This is a genomic window from Pseudomonas sp. TSO6 (assembly GCF_056098905.1).
On the sequence record NZ_JBLZWV010000034.1, the window covers coordinates 120,822 to 136,979 of the forward strand.

Annotated in this window: 13 protein-coding genes; 10 read left to right on the forward strand and 3 right to left on the reverse strand. The window is 63.0% G+C overall.

The genetic code is table 11. From position 1 onward, the window contains the following. Positions 1 to 94: 94 nt before the first annotated feature. A complete protein-coding gene (locus ACN6NG_RS15630) occupies positions 95 to 1,288 on the forward strand; it encodes an MFS transporter (RefSeq protein WP_474314952.1) in 1,194 nt (397 codons plus the stop codon). Here the strand turns inward: ACN6NG_RS15630 and ACN6NG_RS15635 are convergent. Then, complete coding sequence (locus ACN6NG_RS15635) at positions 1,250 to 2,296, reverse strand: alpha/beta hydrolase family protein (RefSeq protein WP_063423540.1); 1,047 nt, start codon at positions 2,294 to 2,296, stop codon at positions 1,250 to 1,252. The genes ACN6NG_RS15630 and ACN6NG_RS15635 overlap by 39 nt on opposite strands. A 200-nt stretch (positions 2,297 to 2,496) precedes the next feature. Here ACN6NG_RS15635 and yghU point away from each other — a divergent pair, with 200 nt between their 5' ends. The 6 genes from yghU to ACN6NG_RS15665 all read left to right on the forward strand — a co-directional run bounded on the left by yghU (position 2,497) and on the right by ACN6NG_RS15665 (position 9,518). Further along, positions 2,497 to 3,336, forward strand: a complete 840-nt coding sequence (gene yghU / locus ACN6NG_RS15640; protein WP_063423542.1) for a glutathione-dependent disulfide-bond oxidoreductase — start codon at positions 2,497 to 2,499, stop codon at positions 3,334 to 3,336. Between the two features lie 140 nt (positions 3,337 to 3,476). Then, a complete protein-coding gene (locus tag ACN6NG_RS15645; RefSeq protein ID WP_063423544.1) occupies positions 3,477 to 5,180 on the forward strand; it encodes an amidase in 1,704 nt (567 codons plus the stop codon). Between the two features lie 186 nt (positions 5,181 to 5,366). After that, entirely contained in the window at positions 5,367 to 6,041 is a 675-nt protein-coding gene (locus tag ACN6NG_RS15650) for a helix-turn-helix transcriptional regulator (protein WP_063423546.1), read from the forward strand. Then, on the forward strand, positions 6,038 to 6,955 hold the full coding sequence (locus ACN6NG_RS15655; protein WP_063423548.1) for a pyridoxal-phosphate dependent enzyme: 918 nt from the start codon (positions 6,038 to 6,040) through the stop codon (positions 6,953 to 6,955). Before ACN6NG_RS15650 ends, ACN6NG_RS15655 begins: the two co-directional genes overlap by 4 nt. Before the next feature lie 187 nt (positions 6,956 to 7,142). Next, positions 7,143 to 8,240 (forward strand): carboxynorspermidine decarboxylase, encoded by a 1,098-nt coding sequence (gene nspC / locus ACN6NG_RS15660; protein WP_003248125.1) that lies wholly within the window; start codon positions 7,143 to 7,145, stop codon positions 8,238 to 8,240. A 33-nt stretch (positions 8,241 to 8,273) separates the two neighbouring features. Next, entirely contained in the window at positions 8,274 to 9,518 is a 1,245-nt protein-coding gene (locus ACN6NG_RS15665; protein ID WP_003248123.1) for a saccharopine dehydrogenase family protein, read from the forward strand. Between the two features lie 158 nt (positions 9,519 to 9,676). On the opposite strand, the gene ACN6NG_RS15670 is transcribed toward ACN6NG_RS15665, so the two are convergent. Further along, positions 9,677 to 10,723, reverse strand: coding sequence for a class I SAM-dependent methyltransferase (locus ACN6NG_RS15670; protein ID WP_016499948.1), 1,047 nt, complete (start codon positions 10,721 to 10,723; stop codon positions 9,677 to 9,679). Between the two features lie 244 nt (positions 10,724 to 10,967). Here ACN6NG_RS15670 and ACN6NG_RS15675 point away from each other — a divergent pair, with 244 nt between their 5' ends. Then, positions 10,968 to 12,317, forward strand: a complete 1,350-nt coding sequence (locus ACN6NG_RS15675) for a UDP-glucose dehydrogenase family protein (protein ID WP_063423552.1) — start codon at positions 10,968 to 10,970, stop codon at positions 12,315 to 12,317. On the opposite strand, the gene mqo is transcribed toward ACN6NG_RS15675, so the two are convergent. After that, positions 12,314 to 13,879, reverse strand: coding sequence for a malate dehydrogenase (quinone) (gene mqo / locus ACN6NG_RS15680; RefSeq protein ID WP_063423554.1), 1,566 nt, complete (start codon positions 13,877 to 13,879; stop codon positions 12,314 to 12,316). The two genes, ACN6NG_RS15675 and mqo, sit on opposite strands and share 4 nt — an antisense overlap. A gap of 145 nt (positions 13,880 to 14,024) precedes the next feature. Here mqo and ACN6NG_RS15685 point away from each other — a divergent pair, with 145 nt between their 5' ends. Both ACN6NG_RS15685 and ACN6NG_RS15690 read left to right on the forward strand, forming a co-directional pair. Continuing rightward, a complete protein-coding gene (locus tag ACN6NG_RS15685; RefSeq protein ID WP_063423556.1) occupies positions 14,025 to 15,245 on the forward strand; it encodes a putative DNA modification/repair radical SAM protein in 1,221 nt (406 codons plus the stop codon). Further along, on the forward strand, positions 15,236 to 16,084 hold the full coding sequence (locus ACN6NG_RS15690; protein ID WP_063423558.1) for a TIGR03915 family putative DNA repair protein: 849 nt from the start codon (positions 15,236 to 15,238) through the stop codon (positions 16,082 to 16,084). The genes ACN6NG_RS15685 and ACN6NG_RS15690 overlap by 10 nt, the downstream gene beginning before the upstream one ends. Positions 16,085 to 16,158 lie beyond the last annotated feature (74 nt).

The following is a 16,158-nucleotide window of genomic DNA, read 5'->3' on the forward strand; positions in this document are numbered from 1 at the left end:
ACAACCCGACGAATAATTCGTTAGCCTGCTTTCATTTCCTTCATGTAACAGCCATCATGGAACCACGCCCAACCGCCCGCCCGCGAAAGAGCCCATGACCGCGCAACAACCTGCCCCCGCCAGCAACACGCTGCACATCACTCAGCAGATCCTGTCGATCGTTTTCTACACCTTCATTGCCTTCCTCTGCATCGGCCTGCCGATTGCGGTGCTACCCAGCTACGTGCACGACCAACTGGGCTTTGGTGCAGTGATCGCCGGGGTAACCATTGGCCTGCAATACCTGGCCACCCTGCTCAGCCGCCCGTTTGCCGGGCGCGTTGCAGATACCCTCGGGGGCAAACAAGCCATCCGTTTCGGCCTGATGGGAATTGCCGGCTGCGGGGTATTGACCCTGTTATCGGCCTGGACCCTGACGCTGCCCCTGCTGAGCCTGGCGCTGCTGCTTGTGGGCCGTTTGCTGCTCGGCATCGCCCAGGGGCTGATCGGTGTGGCCACCTTGAGCTGGGGCATCAGCCAGGTCGGCCCCGAACACACCGCCAGGGTGATCTCATGGAACGGCATCGCCTCCTACGGCGCGATTGCGATTGGCGCGCCCCTGGGAGTGTTGGCCGTGGATGGGCTGGATTTCAGCGTACTGGGGCCAGCTTTGCTGGTGCTGGCAACCCTTGCTTTGCTGGTGTTGCGCAAGCGTCCCGACGTGGTGGTGGTACGCGGCGAACGCCTGCCGTTCTGGTCGGCGTTTGCCCGGGTTGCGCCGTGCGGCCTTGGCCTGACCCTGGCCTCGATCGGCTATGGCACCCTGACCACCTTCGTCACCTTGTACTATCTGGAGCGCGGCTGGGTTGGCGCAGCCTGGTGTTTGAGTGCGTTTGGTGTGTGTTTCATCATTTCGCGGCTGCTGTTCGTCAACGCGGTCAACCGGTTTGGTGGTTACAACGTGGCGGTCGCCTGCATGGCCACTGAAGTGCTCGGCCTGAGCCTGCTGTGGCTCGCGCCTTCGCCGGCGTGGGCTCTGGTTGGCGCAGGGCTTACCGGGTTCGGGCTGTCGCTGGTGTACCCGGCGCTGGGCGTCGAGGCAATCCGGCAGGTCCCCAGCAGCAGCCGCGGCGCGGGGCTGGGGGCCTATGCGGTGTTCTTCGATATGGCCTTGGCTATCGCCGGCCCGGTGATGGGCGCAGTAGCCGTGCACCTGGGCTATTCCTCGATCTTCTGCGTGGCTGCCCTGCTTGCCCTGGCCGGGGTGGGCCTAACGCTGTTGCTGTCGCGGCACGCTCGCCGCAGCTGACCGCTCGGCCAGTGGCGGCGTGCCCAGCGCCTGGCTGAAGAACGCCGCCGTTTCACGCTCTAGCGAATGATGGATATGGCGGCGGTCCACGCCCTCGGCATCTTTGCACAGCGCCGGCATCCGCGCGTACTGCTCGGCGTCGCAGTGGGCCATGAACACAAAGTGGCCGGCGCCGGCCAACAGACGGTAATCGGGGGTGACCGGCAGCTTGCGGGCCAGAGCCTCGGCGTTGCGGTCCACTGCCACCAGTTGGTCGCTATCGCCGCTATAGATCAGGGCTGGCACCTGAACCCCGGCCAAGGCATGGCGCCCGAACAGCAGGCTCAGCGGCGCCATCAGCATCACCGCCCCTACCCGCGGGTCGGCCTGCGGCGCCAGTTCGCTGCGGTCGGCAATCAATATGCCGTGGGTCTTGCAGGCGTCGGCGTCGTTCGGGCGCTCCAGGCAGTACTGGCGCAGGCGGTCCAGGTCCGGGCGCGCACCGGAAAGGATCAACGCGGTTTCGCCACCAGCCGAATAACCGATCACGCCCACCTTGCCTTCGTCCAGATAAGGCCCGACCAATGCATCATCGCGGGCGGCGGTGATTGCGGCGCTGACTTGCAGCGGCCGACCATACAGGTTGCTCAGGGTGCCCAGACGACTGTGGTCGCGGGCGTTGTCCCCCGGGTGCACTACCGCCACCACCACGAAGCCTCGCCGCGCCAACGCGGTTGCCAGGTAGTGCAGCGCCAATGGGCTGCCGGTATTGCCGTGGGACAGGACCAGTAACGGGAATCGGCCCGTGGCGACGGGTGCCTCCTCAGCCACCTCGACTGGATAGCCGTCTATACGGCTACTACGGGGTTTACCAATAGCGGGGTAGAACGCCAGTGCTTGCATCGGCCGGCTATCGACCGGGTCCGCCAAGGTCATAGGGTGCAGGCCGACAACCCGCGGCGCAGCCTCGGCATGGGCCAGCAGGCCGCCGAGCAGGACCAGCGCCAACAGGCAGCGGGGGATAGTCATCGGCCAGCGGTTCCTTGCAGGGCGAAGAGATAGCCCAGCATAGAGCCGGCCTGGCTTGCGCCGGATGAAAACTGGATGAAACCATCGTCATGCAAGTTGCGCGCGCACCCTATGCATTTGCGCACGGCGTCGAACCCGTGGCATAGATACAGGTCCACGTCTTTACGTGACAGTTTCGCGCCAATGAAGGAGATTCATGCATGAGCAAGCCCGCCTATGTACCCCCCAAGGTCTGGCGCAACGAGGCAGCCTCCGGCGGCCAGTTCGCCAGCATCAACCGCCCGGTTGCCGGCCCGACGCACGACAAGGACCTGCCGCTGGGCAAGCACCCGCTGCAGCTGTATTCCCTGGCAACACCCAATGGCGTCAAGGTCACCATTGCCCTTGAAGAGCTGCTTGCCTTGGGCCATACCGCAGCCGAGTACGATGCCTGGTTGATACGCATTGGTGAGGGCGACCAGTTTTCCAGCGGCTTCGTCCAGGTCAACCCCAATTCCAAGATCCCTGCCCTGCTCGACCGCAGCGTCGAACCAGCTGTGCGGGTATTCGAATCGGGTTCGATCCTGCTGTACCTGGCAGACAAGTTCGGCGCACTGCTGCCAAAATCGCCCGCTACACGCACCGAGAGCCTGAATTGGCTGTTCTGGCAGATGGGCGCGGCGCCTTACCTGGGCGGTGGCTTCGGTCACTTCTACGTGTACGCCCCGGAAAAATTCGAATACGCGATCAACCGCTTCACCATGGAGGCCAAGCGTCAACTGGACGTGCTTGACCGCCGCCTGGCCGAGAGCCGCTACCTGGGCGGTGATGAGTACAGCATTGCCGATATTGCCGTGTGGCCGTGGTATGGCCAGCTGGTGCGCGGCAACCTGTATGACGCGGCAGAATTCCTGGCGGTGGATGAGTATCCCAACGTACAGCGCTGGGCCGAGGAAATTGCCCTGCGCCCGGCGGTGCAGCGCGGAACTCGGGTAAACCGGACGTGGGGGGATGAGGCCAGCCAGGTGCCCGAGCGGCATGCGGCGCACGATCTGGACTGAGGGTTGGCCGGGGTCGCTGTGCGACCCCGACAATGCCCCCCTGCATAAAACCATTTGCCCCCGCGCAAACCTGCGTCCGACAAGCCCTTCTTGTACACTCCTCGCATTAGCCCCCACCTGCACATTCTTTTGGTGAACGCATGATCGAGGTAACCGAGGTTTCCATTGCCGAGCTGCGCGACGCGCTCGAGTCGGGCCGCACGACGGCGGTCGAGCTGGTCAAGGCCTACCTGGCGCGGATCGACGCCTACGATGGCGCCGACACCGCCACCGCCCTGAACGCGGTAGTGGTACGCAACCCCGAGGCGCTCAAAGAAGCCGAGGCCTCCGACGCCCGCCGCGCCCAAGGCCAAGTCCTGAGCCCGCTGGATGGCATCCCCTACACCGCCAAGGACAGCTATCTGGTCAAAGGCCTGACCGCCGCGTCCGGCAGCCCTGCGTTCAAGGACCTGGTAGCCCAACGCGACGCCTTCACCATCGAGCGTCTGCGCGCCGCCGGTGCCGTGTGCCTGGGCAAGACCAACATGCCGCCCATGGCCAACGGTGGCATGCAGCGCGGCGTGTATGGCCGCGCCGAAAGCCCGTATAACGCCAACTTCCTGACTGCGCCCTTCGCCTCGGGCTCGTCCAACGGTGCCGGCACCGCCACCGCCGCCAGTTTCAGTGCCTTCGGCCTGGCCGAGGAAACCTGGTCCAGCGGCCGTGGCCCGGCGTCCAACAATGGCTTGTGCGCCTACACTCCATCGCGCGGCGTGATTTCGGTGCGCGGCAACTGGCCGCTGACCCCGACCATGGACGTGGTGGTACCTTACGCCCGCACCATGGCCGACCTGCTGGAAATCCTCGACGTGGTGGTCGCCGATGACGCTGACAAGCGCGGCGACCTGTGGCGCCTGCAGCCCTGGGTACCGATCCCGGCGGCATCGAGTGTGCGCCCTGCCTCGTACCTGGAACTGGCAGTGGATGCCAGCGCACTCAAGGGCAAACGCTTTGGCGTACCGCGCATGTACATCAATGCCGATACCGAAGCGGGCACCTCCGAAAAACCTGGCATCGGCGGCCCGACTGGCCAACGCATCAACACCCGCGCCACTGTGATCGACTTGTGGCAAGAAGCACGCCAGGCCCTGGAAGCGGCCGGCGCCGAAGTGCTGGAAGTGGACTTTCCGCTGGTGTCCAACTGCGAGGGCGACCGCCCGGGCGCACCGACCGTTTACAACCGCGGCATCGTCAGCAAAGAGTTCCTCCGTGACGAGCTGTGGGAGCTGTCGGGCTGGGCCTTTGACGACTTCCTGCGTGCCAACGGCGACCCAAAGCTTAACCGCCTGGCCGATGTCGATGGCCCACAAATCTTCCCCCACGACCCGGGCACCCTGCCCAACCGTGAGGACGACCTGGCCGCCGGCATGGACGAGTACGTCAACATGGCCAAGCGCGGCCTGAAGACATGGGACCAGATCGAGACCGTGCCTGACGGCCTACGCGGCCTGGAGCACACCCGCAAACTGGACCTGGAAGACTGGATGGACAACCTGGGCCTGGATGCGGTGCTGTTCCCGACCGTGGCCGATGTAGGCCCGGCCGATGCCGACGTCAACCCGGCATCGGCGGACATCGCCTGGAGCAACGGTATCTGGGTGGCCAACGGCAACCTGGCGATCCGTCACCTGGGTGTACCGACCGTGACCGTGCCAATGGGCGTGATGGCCGATATCGGCATGCCGGTGGGGCTGACCTTTGCCGGGCGGGCTTACAGTGACAATGCATTGTTGAGCTTTGGTGCGGCCTTCGAGGCGACTGGCTCGCGCCGGATGATTCCGCCGCGCACCCCGGCTCTGGGCTGACTTTTACAAGGGCCGCTTTGCGGCCCATCGCCGGCAAGCCAGCTCCTACAGGAAACTGCAAACCTCAAGGGCTGTGCAGGACCTCTGGGAGCTGGCTTGTCGGCGATAAGCCCGTACAACCACCACAGATCGCACAATTCAACTTTATGTGTAAAAATACACAAAACGTTGATATTGCGATTTGCCATGCCTATCACCCCCGGCGATGAACGCCACCTCACCCTCACAGTGCTCAAGGCTGCCATTCAGGCCCTGGGCAGCGTTGCCGCACGCAACATGGAAATCCTCCTGCACGACCTGGACCACCCGGAACGTTCCGTGGTGGCGATCGTCAACGGCCACCTCTCCGGCCGCAGCGTCGGCAGCCCGATCCTCGCCGCCCCAGAGCAGGACCAAGGCTTCAAGGCACTGATGCAGGCCTCAGCCGACCAGCACGGCAGCGAGCCGGTGGTACTGCCCGACTACCCCACCACACTCAAGGGCCGCACCCTGCGCAGCGCCACCGCGATCTTTCGCGACAGCACCGGCCACCCCTTCGCCAGCCTCTGCGTCAACACCGACGTCACCGGCCTGGACGCCGCCATGAGTTTTCTCCAGCAGTTCCAACCGCTGGGGGCCACGCCTGCCGTCAGCGAACCCGCCGACATGGAACTGCTGATGAGCGAGATCATCCAGGCTTCCCTGCAACGTAGCGGCCAAGGCCGGATGAACAAACAGGCCAAGGTCGAAGCCGTGCGGGTCATGCAGGAGCGCGGCCTGTTCATCGTCAAAGGCGGCGTGGAAAAGGCCGCAAGTGCCCTCGGCGTAACCCGCTACACCATTTACAACTACCTTGAACAATTACGCGGAACCACCCAATGACCTTGCATATCCACACCCCCCTGATCGAATCTCGTTCCATATCGTTGGCTGCGGGCCGAAACATCTGGCTCAAGCTCGATGCCCTGCAACCTTGCGGCTCGTTCAAGCTGCGCGGCGTCGGCCACGCCTGCGAAGTGCATCAGGCCCGTGGCGCCCAGCAGTTCATTTCTTCCTCGGGCGGCAACGCCGGCCTGGCAGTAGCGTATGCGGGGCGCAAGCTGGGTGTGTCGGTGACCGTTGTAGTTCCCGAGACCACCACCGAGCGGGCCAAGGAGTTGCTGCGCCTGGAAGACGCCAACGTGGTGGTGCATGGCAGCTCCTGGCAAGAGGCCAACGCCCTGGCGCAGACCTTGGTGGGGCCGAATGATGCGTTCATCCACCCGTTTGACGATCCGCTGCTGTGGGCCGGGCATGCCAGCCTGATCGATGAAGTCGCCGAAGCAGGCGTGAAACCGGACGCCGTGGTGCTGTCGGTGGGCGGTGGCGGGTTGCTCAGCGGCGTGGTCCAGGGGCTGCAGCGCAATGGTTGGGCGGATGTCCCGGTGCTGGCGGTGGAAACCCACGGCGCCGCGTCGCTGCATGCGGCCATGCAGGCGGGGCATTCGGTCGAGCTGGAGCGCATCGCTTCGGTGGCGACGTCGCTGGGGGCAAAGCGGGTAGCCGATCAGGCGCTGGCCTGCGCTCAGCAACACCCGGTGCACAGCCACCTGGTCAGCGATCGCGCGGCGCTGGAGGCCTGCGAGCGGTTCCTGCTGGACCACCGCGTGCTGGTCGAACCGGCGTGTGGAGCGGCGTTGGCATTGGCGTATGCGCCGGGCGCCCTGGCGCAATACCAGAATGTGCTGGTGGTGGTTTGTGGTGGGGCTACTGCAACGCTGGAGCAGATTCACGCGTGGTTGCAGCAAGCTGATTGAGGCCGCCGCCCGTCGGTGGTGATTACGACAGTCACATGCGCCTGTTCTACTGAGCCCGCCGCAACCGGAAAAATGCCCTCGCAACGGCGTCAGCTCTGACGAAATGCGTATCGCACCCTTTCGGTCTGCGGCAAGTGAAGGCACAATGCGTGTCCTTTTTTTGGCCGGCCTGGCCCGGGGCCTTTAAATGATCAAGACGCCGTATTACCTCATCGACAAAACCAAGCTGCTCAGCAACATGGAGAAGATCGCCTACGTGCGTGAACACTCCGGTGCCAAGGCGCTGCTTGCCCTCAAGTGCTTCGCTACCTGGTCGGTGTTCGACCTGATGCAGCAGTACATGGACGGCACCACCTCGTCCTCGCTTTTCGAGCTCAAGCTCGGCCGCCAGAAGTTCGCCGGCGAAACCCACGCCTACAGCGTGGCCTGGGCCGACGACGAGGTCGAGGAAATGCTCGAGAACTGCGACAAGATCATCTTCAACTCGATCGGCCAGCTGCAGCGCTTTGCCGAACAGTCCGAAGGCAAAGTGCGCGGCCTGCGCGTCAACCCGCAGGTCAGCAGCTCTGACTACCTGCTGGCCGACCCGGCACGTCCGTTCAGCCGCCTGGGCGAATGGGACCCTGCCAAGATCGAGCAGGTGATCGAACAGATCTCCGGCTTCATGTTCCACAACAACTGCGAGAACGGCGACTTCGGCCTGTTCGACAAGATGCTCACGCACATCGAAGAGCGCTTCGGTCACCTGCTGCACAAGGTCGAGTGGGTCAGCCTCGGTGGCGGCATCCACTTCACCGGTGAAGACTATGCGGTAGACGCCTTCTGCGCACGCCTCAAAGCCTTCTCGGAGAAGTACGGCGTGCAGGTGTACCTGGAGCCGGGCGAAGCGGCCATCACCAACAGCGCCTCGCTGGAAGTGACCGTGCTCGACACCCTGTACAACGGCAAGCACCTGGCCGTGGTCGACAGCTCGATTGAAGCGCACCTGCTCGACCTGCTGATCTACCGCCTCAACGCCAAGATGGCCCCCAACGACGGCGAGCACACCTACATGGTCTGCGGCAAGTCGTGCCTGGCCGGTGACATCTTCGGCGAGTACCAATTCGATCGCCCGTTGGCCATTGGCGATCGCCTGTCGTTCATCGACACGGCGGGTTACACCATGGTCAAGAAAAACTGGTTCAACGGTCTGAAAATGCCATCCATCGTGGTCAAGCAACTCGACGGCAGCGTCGAAGTCGTCCGCGAGTTCGGTTTTGAAGACTACGTTTCCAGCCTGTCGTAAGGCCGGCTTTCCAAGTAAGGAGCAAAAGGTAAATTGAAGAAGAACGTTCTTATCATTGGTGCAGGAGGTGTCGCCAAGGTGGTGGCCCACAAGTGCGCACAGCATAACGACGAACTGGGTCGTATCGCTATCGCGTCACGGAACATCTCCAAATGCCAGGCCATCATCGACAGCGTCAAGGCCAAGGGTAGCCTCAAGGTACCCGCCGACATCCAGGCCTTCTCGCTCAATGCCCTCGATGTCGAGGCAACCAAGGCGCTGATCCGCGAGACCGAATCGCAGATCGTGATCAACGTAGGTTCCGCCTTCCTCAACATGTCGGTGCTGCGTGCCTGCATCGATACGGGTGTCGCCTATCTGGACACCGCCATCCACGAAGAGCCGGGCAAGATTTGCGAGACCCCGCCGTGGTACGGCAACTACGAGTGGAAACACCTCGAAGAGTGCCAGGCAAAGAACATTACAGCCATTCTCGGCGTCGGTTTCGACCCGGGTGTGGTAAACAGCTACGCCAAACTGGCGCAGCAGCAGTATTTCGACAGCATTGATTCGATCGACATTCTCGACGTCAATGCCGGTTCGCATGGCAAGTACTTTGCCACCAACTTCGACCCGGAAATCAACTTCCGCGAGTTCACCGGGCAAGTGTGGAGCTGGCAGAACAGCCAGTGGACCAGCAACACCATGTTCGAGGTCAAGCGTACCGACGACCTGCCTGTGGTAGGTTCGCAAAACCTGTACCTGACCGGCCACGACGAAGTTCACTCGATTTCGAAGAACCTCAACGTACCGAACGTGCGTTTCTGGATGAGCTTCGGCGAGCACTACATCAATGTGTTCACCGTGCTGAAAAACCTGGGCCTGCTCAGCGAGCAACCGGTGAAAACCGCCGAAGGCCTGGAAGTGGTACCGCTGAAAGTGGTCAAGGCCGTACTGCCAGACCCGGCCTCCCTGGCCCCTGGCTACACCGGCAAGACCTGCATCGGTGACCTGGTCAAAGGCACCAAGGATGGTCAGCCGCGCGAAGTGTTCATCTACAACGTGGCTGACCACGAAGAAGCCTACGCCGAGACCGACAGCCAGGGCATTTCCTACACCGCCGGTGTACCGCCAGTGGCTGCTGCCCTGCTGGTTGCCCGTGGCGAATGGGATGCCAAGCGCATGGTCAACGTCGAGGAGCTGCCAGCCGAGCCGTTCCTCAAGGCGCTGGACGTGATGGGCCTGCCAACCCGCGTCAAGGATGAAAAAGGCGATCGTCCTTGGGACGCTGAAGCCTAAGCAACAAACAGAAGGGGCGCCACATGGCGCCCCTTCTGCGTTTCCAGGCCTGGCCTTTTCGCGGGCTCGCCCGCTCCCACAGGTAACGTGCTTCTCAGGCCTGAAGTTATCCTGTGAGAGCGGGCAAGCCCGCGAAGAGGCCAGTGCAGGACGACACCCTACTTCCGGGCCTCCAGAATCAGGTTGAACGGCGTCTGCGTCGCTCGCCGGAACCGGCTAAACCCCGCCTCTTCAAACACCGCCCGCAACCGCGCCTCCCCGGCTTGCGCGCCCAGCCCCAGGCCCACTTCCTGCGACAGCGAATTCGGCGTGCAGATGAAGGTAGACGCTGCGTAGAACAAGCGCCCTACCGGCGTCAGGTTACCGTCCAGCGAATCCTCGGCAAAAGGTTCTACCAGCATGACCGTGCCGTCAGCCTTCAACGCCCGATAGGCATGCTTGGCCGCCCCCACCGGGTCGCCCATGTCGTGCAGGCAATCGAAGAAGCACACCAGGTCATGGTCATGCCCCGGGTAATCCTTCGCACTGGCCTGCTGAAAACTCACCCGCTCGGCTAGCCCCGCCTCACGCGCGCGATCGTTGGCGGTGGTGATGGAAGGCCCGTGGTAGTCGTAGCCGACGAAGGTAGACGCTGGAAACGCCTGGGCCATGACCAGCGTCGAGGCGCCATGCCCGCAGCCTACATCCGCCACCTTGGCGCCCGCCTGTAGCTTGGCCACCACACCCTCGAGCGCCGGCAACCACTCAGCGACCAGAAACGTACGGTAGCCCGGCCGGAAAAACCGCTCGGTACCGCTGAACATGCACGGGTGGTGGTCCCCCCAGGCCAGCCCGCCATCGCCGCGCATGGCCGCGACCAGCTTGTCCTTGTCATGGAACAGCGCAGCGATCACTGCGGCCCCACCGGCCATGTAGGCTGGGGAGTCCTCCAGCGCCAAGGCCATGGCCTGCTCTTCGGGCAGCACAAAAGAGCCCTTGTCGTGCGCCATGTAACCCGAAGCGGCCTGGGCGTTCAGCCATTCGCGCACCAGCCGCGGATGGCAGCCGGTTTTTTCCGCCAGCGCTTCGGGGGTAGTTGGCTGGCTATCGGCCATCGCTCGATACAACCCCAGTTCGTCGCCCAGGATGACATTGGCCAGGGTCGCCGCTGCGCCCATGTCGCCCACCAGCTTGCCCATGAAATCGTGAAGCCTTGCCTCGTCCATGACCTGCCCTCCTCTGCAAGAAGGCCATCGCCAGCGAGGGAACTCCGATCCGGGGAGGCGGTGGTCGGTTCAAGGGTTTGTGCTCGCCCTACAGCGCGTTATCGCGAGCACTCGGTAAGTCTAGATCTTCTGCACATACGCGACGAGATCCCGTCCACATAGCGGCGGAATTCCTCCTTCAGGTAACAATTCCTAAACAAGACTGTGACATTTTTTTTCAGCTTTCTTATCAAGGAGCGGAAAAATGAAAGTCACGGTCTTCGGTACCGGCTACGTTGGCCTCACCCAGGCAGTGTGCCTGGCCCAGGTGGGGCATTCGGTGTTGTGCATGGATGTCGACGCCGAGCGGGTCGCCACCCTCAATGACGGTCATTGCCCGTTCTTCGAGCCGGGCCTTGCGCCGCTGCTGGAGAAAAACCTGGCCTGCGGCCGCCTGCGTTTCACCACCGATGCCCGGGCAGCAGTCCACTACGCCAAGCTGCAGTTCATCGCAGTCGGCACACCGCCACAAGCCGATGGCAGCGCTGACCTGAAGCAGGTTTTTGCCGTGGTCGACAGCATTCTCGAACATGCTGACGGCGCCAGGGTGATCGTCAACAAGTCCACCGCGCCGGTCGGCACGGTGCACCGCATCAAGTCGCGCATAGCCCAGGCCGTCGCCGACCCCGCTCGCTTCCAGGTAATCAGCAACCCGGAGTTTCTAAAGGAAGGCTCGGCTGTGGACGACTGCATGCGGCCGGACCGCATCATCATCGGCGGCGCCGAACCGGCCGAAGTGGAGTTGCTGCGCGAGCTGTACCTGCCGTTCAGCCGCAACCGCGAAAAACTCATGGTGATGGATGCACGCAGCGCCGAGCTGACCAAGTACGCGGCCAACTGCATGCTGGCGACCAAGATCTCCTTCATCAACGAAATCGCCAACCTGGCCGAGCACCTGGGGGCCGATATCGAAATGGTGCGCCGTGGCATCGGTTCCGACCCACGCATCGGCTATGACTTCATCTACGCCGGGTGCGGCTTTGGCGGCTCGTGCTTCCCCAAAGACCTGCGAGCCCTGCGCCGCAGTGCTGAGGCTGAAGGCTTCGAGCCACAGTTGCTGCGTGCGGTGGAGTCGGTTAACGAACATCAGAAGGGCCGGCTGTTCAGCAAGATCCAGCGGCATTATCCCGATGGCCTGCGGGGTAAGGTATTCGCCCTGTGGGGGTTGTCGTTCAAGCCCAACACCAATGACATCCGTGAAGCCTCCAGCCGGGTCTTGCTGGAAGCGCTGTGGGCTGCCGGCGCGCGGGTACAGGCCCACGACCCGCAGGCGATGGAAGAAATCCAGCGGCATTACGGCCGGCGCGCCGACCTGCAACTGGTGCCCTGCAAGGACGATGCACTGGAGGGCGCCGATGCGCTGGTAATCGTCACCGAATGGCAGGATTACCGCGTGCTCAACCTGGACAAGGTACCGCGACAGTTGGCCGACCGGGTGGTGTTCGACGGGCGCAACCTGTTCGAGCCCAAACACATGGCCGCCGCCGGCCTGACTTACTACGGTATCGGCCGCGGCCAGGTGCAGCCAGATCGGCGGTGGCCAGCCGGACGCTAAGGCGCAGGAGGTTCCAGCTGCAGCACCTCGTTGGTATACGCCCACTCCTTCTGTACCTGGTCAGGGTAGTCATTCAGGCGGGTACCATAGGACGGGATGATCTGTTTGATCCTCGCCTGCCACTCGGGCGAGGCCACCTTGTCCTTGAACACCTTGTTCAGCACATCAAGCATGATTGGCGGCGCGGTCGAGGCGCCGGGCGAGGCCCCCAACAAGCCGGCGATGCTGCCGTCCTTGGACGTCACCACTTCGGTACCGAGCTTGAGCACGCCACCGAGTGCCTCGTCCTTCTTGATGATCTGTACCCGCTGACCTGCCTGCCACAACCGCCAGTCTTCCTTCTTGGCCTCGGGGAAGTAGGTGCGCAGCGCTTCGAAGCGGTCATTGTCAGATTGCAGCACCTGGCCGATCAGGTATTGCACCAGGTCAAACTCGCGTACCCCGACCCGCACCATCGGCCAGGCGTTGTGCACGCTGGTACTGGCAAGCAAATCGAGCAGCGAGCCTTGCTTGAGGAACTTGGTCGAGAAGGTGGCGAACGGCCCGAACAGGATCATGCGCTTGCCATCGAGTACCCGGGTGTCCAGGTGCGGCACCGACATGGGCGGCGCACCGGTGGCGGCAATGCCATAGGCCTTGGCCATGTGACGCTGCGCGATAGCCGGGTTGTCGGTGACCAGGAACGAACCGCCGACCGGGAAACCGGCATAGTCCTTGGCCTCGTCAATCCCCGACTTCTGCAGCAGGGGTAACGCCGCACCACCAGCACCAATGAACAGGAACTTGGCGTCGGTGGCCGCCTTGCTGCCATCTTTGAGGTTCTTGTACTCGACATGCCACGAGCCGTCGTCGTTACGGGTGATGTCTTGTACTTCGGTGGACAACTTGAGGTCGAAGTTAGGCCGGGTCTGCAGATAGCCCACGTACTGCCGGGTAATCTCGCCAAAGTTGACGTCGGTGCCAATCGGCGTCCAGGTTACCGCCAATTTCTGGTTGGGGTCGCGCCCCTCCATCATCAACGGTACCCATTTGCGGATCTGCTCATGGTCCTCGGAGTACTGCATGGGCTTGAACAACGGGCTGGCCTGCAGCGCCTCGTAGCGCTTTTTCAGGAAGCGGATGTTGTCGTCACCCCAGACGAAGCTCATGTGAGGGGTGGTGTTGATAAACGAATGCGGGTTCTTCAACACCCCCTGCTTAACCTGCCAGGCCAGGAACTGACGGGTGACCTGAAACGACTCGTTGATCTCCACAGCTTTGCTGATGTCGATCTTGCCGTCTTTTTCCGGGGTGTAGTTGAGTTCGGCAAGGGCGGAGTGGCCGGTGCCTGCGTTGTTCCAGCCGTTGGAGCTTTCTTCGGCGACCTTGTCCAGGCGTTCGACCATCTCCATGGACCAGCCTGGCTCCAGTTCGTTGAGCCAGACCGCCAGCGTGGAACTCATGATGCCGCCGCCCACCAGCATGACATCGACCTTTCTGGTTTCCGCGGCCTGGGCGTTGAGCATGCCAAAGGCCAAGGCCAGCCCGGCCAGCGCCAGCTCCGGCTTCAGGGTGATTTTCATAACCGTTTCCGCGCCTCGTTGCTATCCGTAAGTCCAGCCACAAGCTTAGCTGACGGATTTAGTCGGGCATGGCTGGCGCACAACCACTTGCAATCAGACACATCTCAAAATACTGTATGAATATTCAGTACAGTGAGACAGCCCAATGCAACTCATCGCCAAACTCGGCATCCTTGCCGACGCCGCCAAGTACGATGCATCTTGCGCCAGCAGCGGTGCACCCAAGCGCAATTCGCGCGGCGGCGACGGGCTGGGCGCTACCAACGGCATGGGTATCTGTCACAGCTACACCCCCGACGGCCGCTGCGTATCGCTGCTCAAGGTACTGTTGACCAACTTCTGCCTGTACGACTGCCAATACTGCGTGAACCGCCGGTCCAGCAACGTCCCCCGCGCGCGCTTCAGCCCTGAGGAAGTGGTACGCCTGACGCTGGATTTCTACCGACGCAATTGCATCAGTGGCCTGTTCCTCAGCTCCGGCATCATCCGTTCGGCGGATTACACCATGGAGCAATTGATCCGCGTAGCCCGCTTGTTGCGCGAAGAGCACAACTTCCGCGGCTACATACACCTCAAGACCATCCCCGATGCCGACCCGCTACTGATCGAAGAGGCAGGCCGCCTGGCCGACCGCCTCAGCGTCAATATCGAACTGCCCACCGAAGCCAGCCTCAAGCGCCTGGCACCGGAAAAACACGCGCATACCATCCGTCAGGCCATGGGCGTGATTCACCAGGGCCAGCAAGCCGTGGCCAATGAACCCAAGGCCCCGCGCTTCACCCCTGCCGGGCAAAGCACCCAGGTCATCGTCGGCGCCGACAGCACCGACGACAGCACCCTGCTGCGCAATGCCGAATCGCTGTACCAGGGTTATGGCCTGAAGCGCGTGTACTACTCGGCTTTCAGCCCGATACCTGACAGCCCGGGCAGCGTGCCCCTGGCTGCACCGCCGCTGCTGCGCGAGCACCGCCTGTACCAGGCCGACTTCCTGCTGCGTGGCTACGGCTACAAGGCGGGTGAATTGCTGGGCCAGAGCGGTAACCTGGCGCTGGACATCGACCCCAAGCTGGCCTGGGCACTGGCCAACCGTGACGTTTTTCCGCTGGATGTAAACCGCGCCGAGCCTGCGCTGCTCGCGCGTATTCCCGGTATCGGCCTGCGCAGCGTACAGCGCCTGGTCGCGCTGCGCCGGGAACGGCGCGTCCGCTATGACGACCTGATCCAATTGCGCTGCGTGCTGGACAAGGCACGGCCGTTCATCGTCACCAGCGATTACCGCCCAGCCCAGTCCGAGCTGCGCAGCGGCTTGCTGCGAGCGCGTTTGCGTGAGCCGCAAGCGCCGGTGCAGATGGGGCTGTGGGGATGATTGCGCTCAACTGCGATGACCGGTTCGCCACCTGGCGGGACCAGGCCCGCGTGTTGCTGGGGCATGGCATCGACCCGTCGCAAGTCACCTGGTCACAAGGCCCGATGGCAGACCTGCTGGCGGTGCCTGCGCCGCTCCCGGAGGGCCCTGGCCCCTTTCGCGCCAAGGTGCCTGCCGCGCTGCTGAGCCAGTTGGAACAGGCGGCCCGTTACTGCGGCGAGCAACGCTGGAACCTGTTGTACGAAGTGCTCTGGCGAGTGGCCCATGGTGACCGCACGGCCATGCTGGCGGGCGACCGATTGGGCAGTGAACTGCAACGGCGCATCAAGCAAGTCAGCCGAGAGGCGCATCACCTGCATGCGTTTGTGCGCTTCGTACCGTTGCCAGAGGCGTTGGCAGAACGCCTGCAACTTGATCTGGTCGCCTACCACGAACCGGCACATGACATTCTGGAGAGTGCCAGCCCCCATTTTGCCGACCGCCTGGGGCGTTTGCGCTGGTTGATCGCCACACCACAGGATGGCATTCGCTTCGACGGCCAGGTGTTCGATTACCAACGCCGGTGCCCCGAGCGCTGGCAGCAATGGGCGCGCAATGCTGAAGACCCAGGCGCCGAACTATGGCGCACCTACTACCGCCACACCTTCAACCCTGCCCGCCTCAACCCCGGTGCCCTGCGCCTGCACATGCCCGGGCGGTTCTGGCGGCATTTGCCGGAAGGCATGCTGATACCGCAGCTCGAAGGCCTGGCCCGCCAAGGCAAACAGCGGGACGGCCAAGCGCTCGAAGTTGCCTCCCAAACGGGCAAGCAAATCAGCAAGCCTGCGCGGTCGGTGTAGGAGCGGCCTTGTGTCGCGATGGGCCGCACAGCGGCCCCAGGGTTTCAGCATCAAAGCAAATATGATTGTCCGGT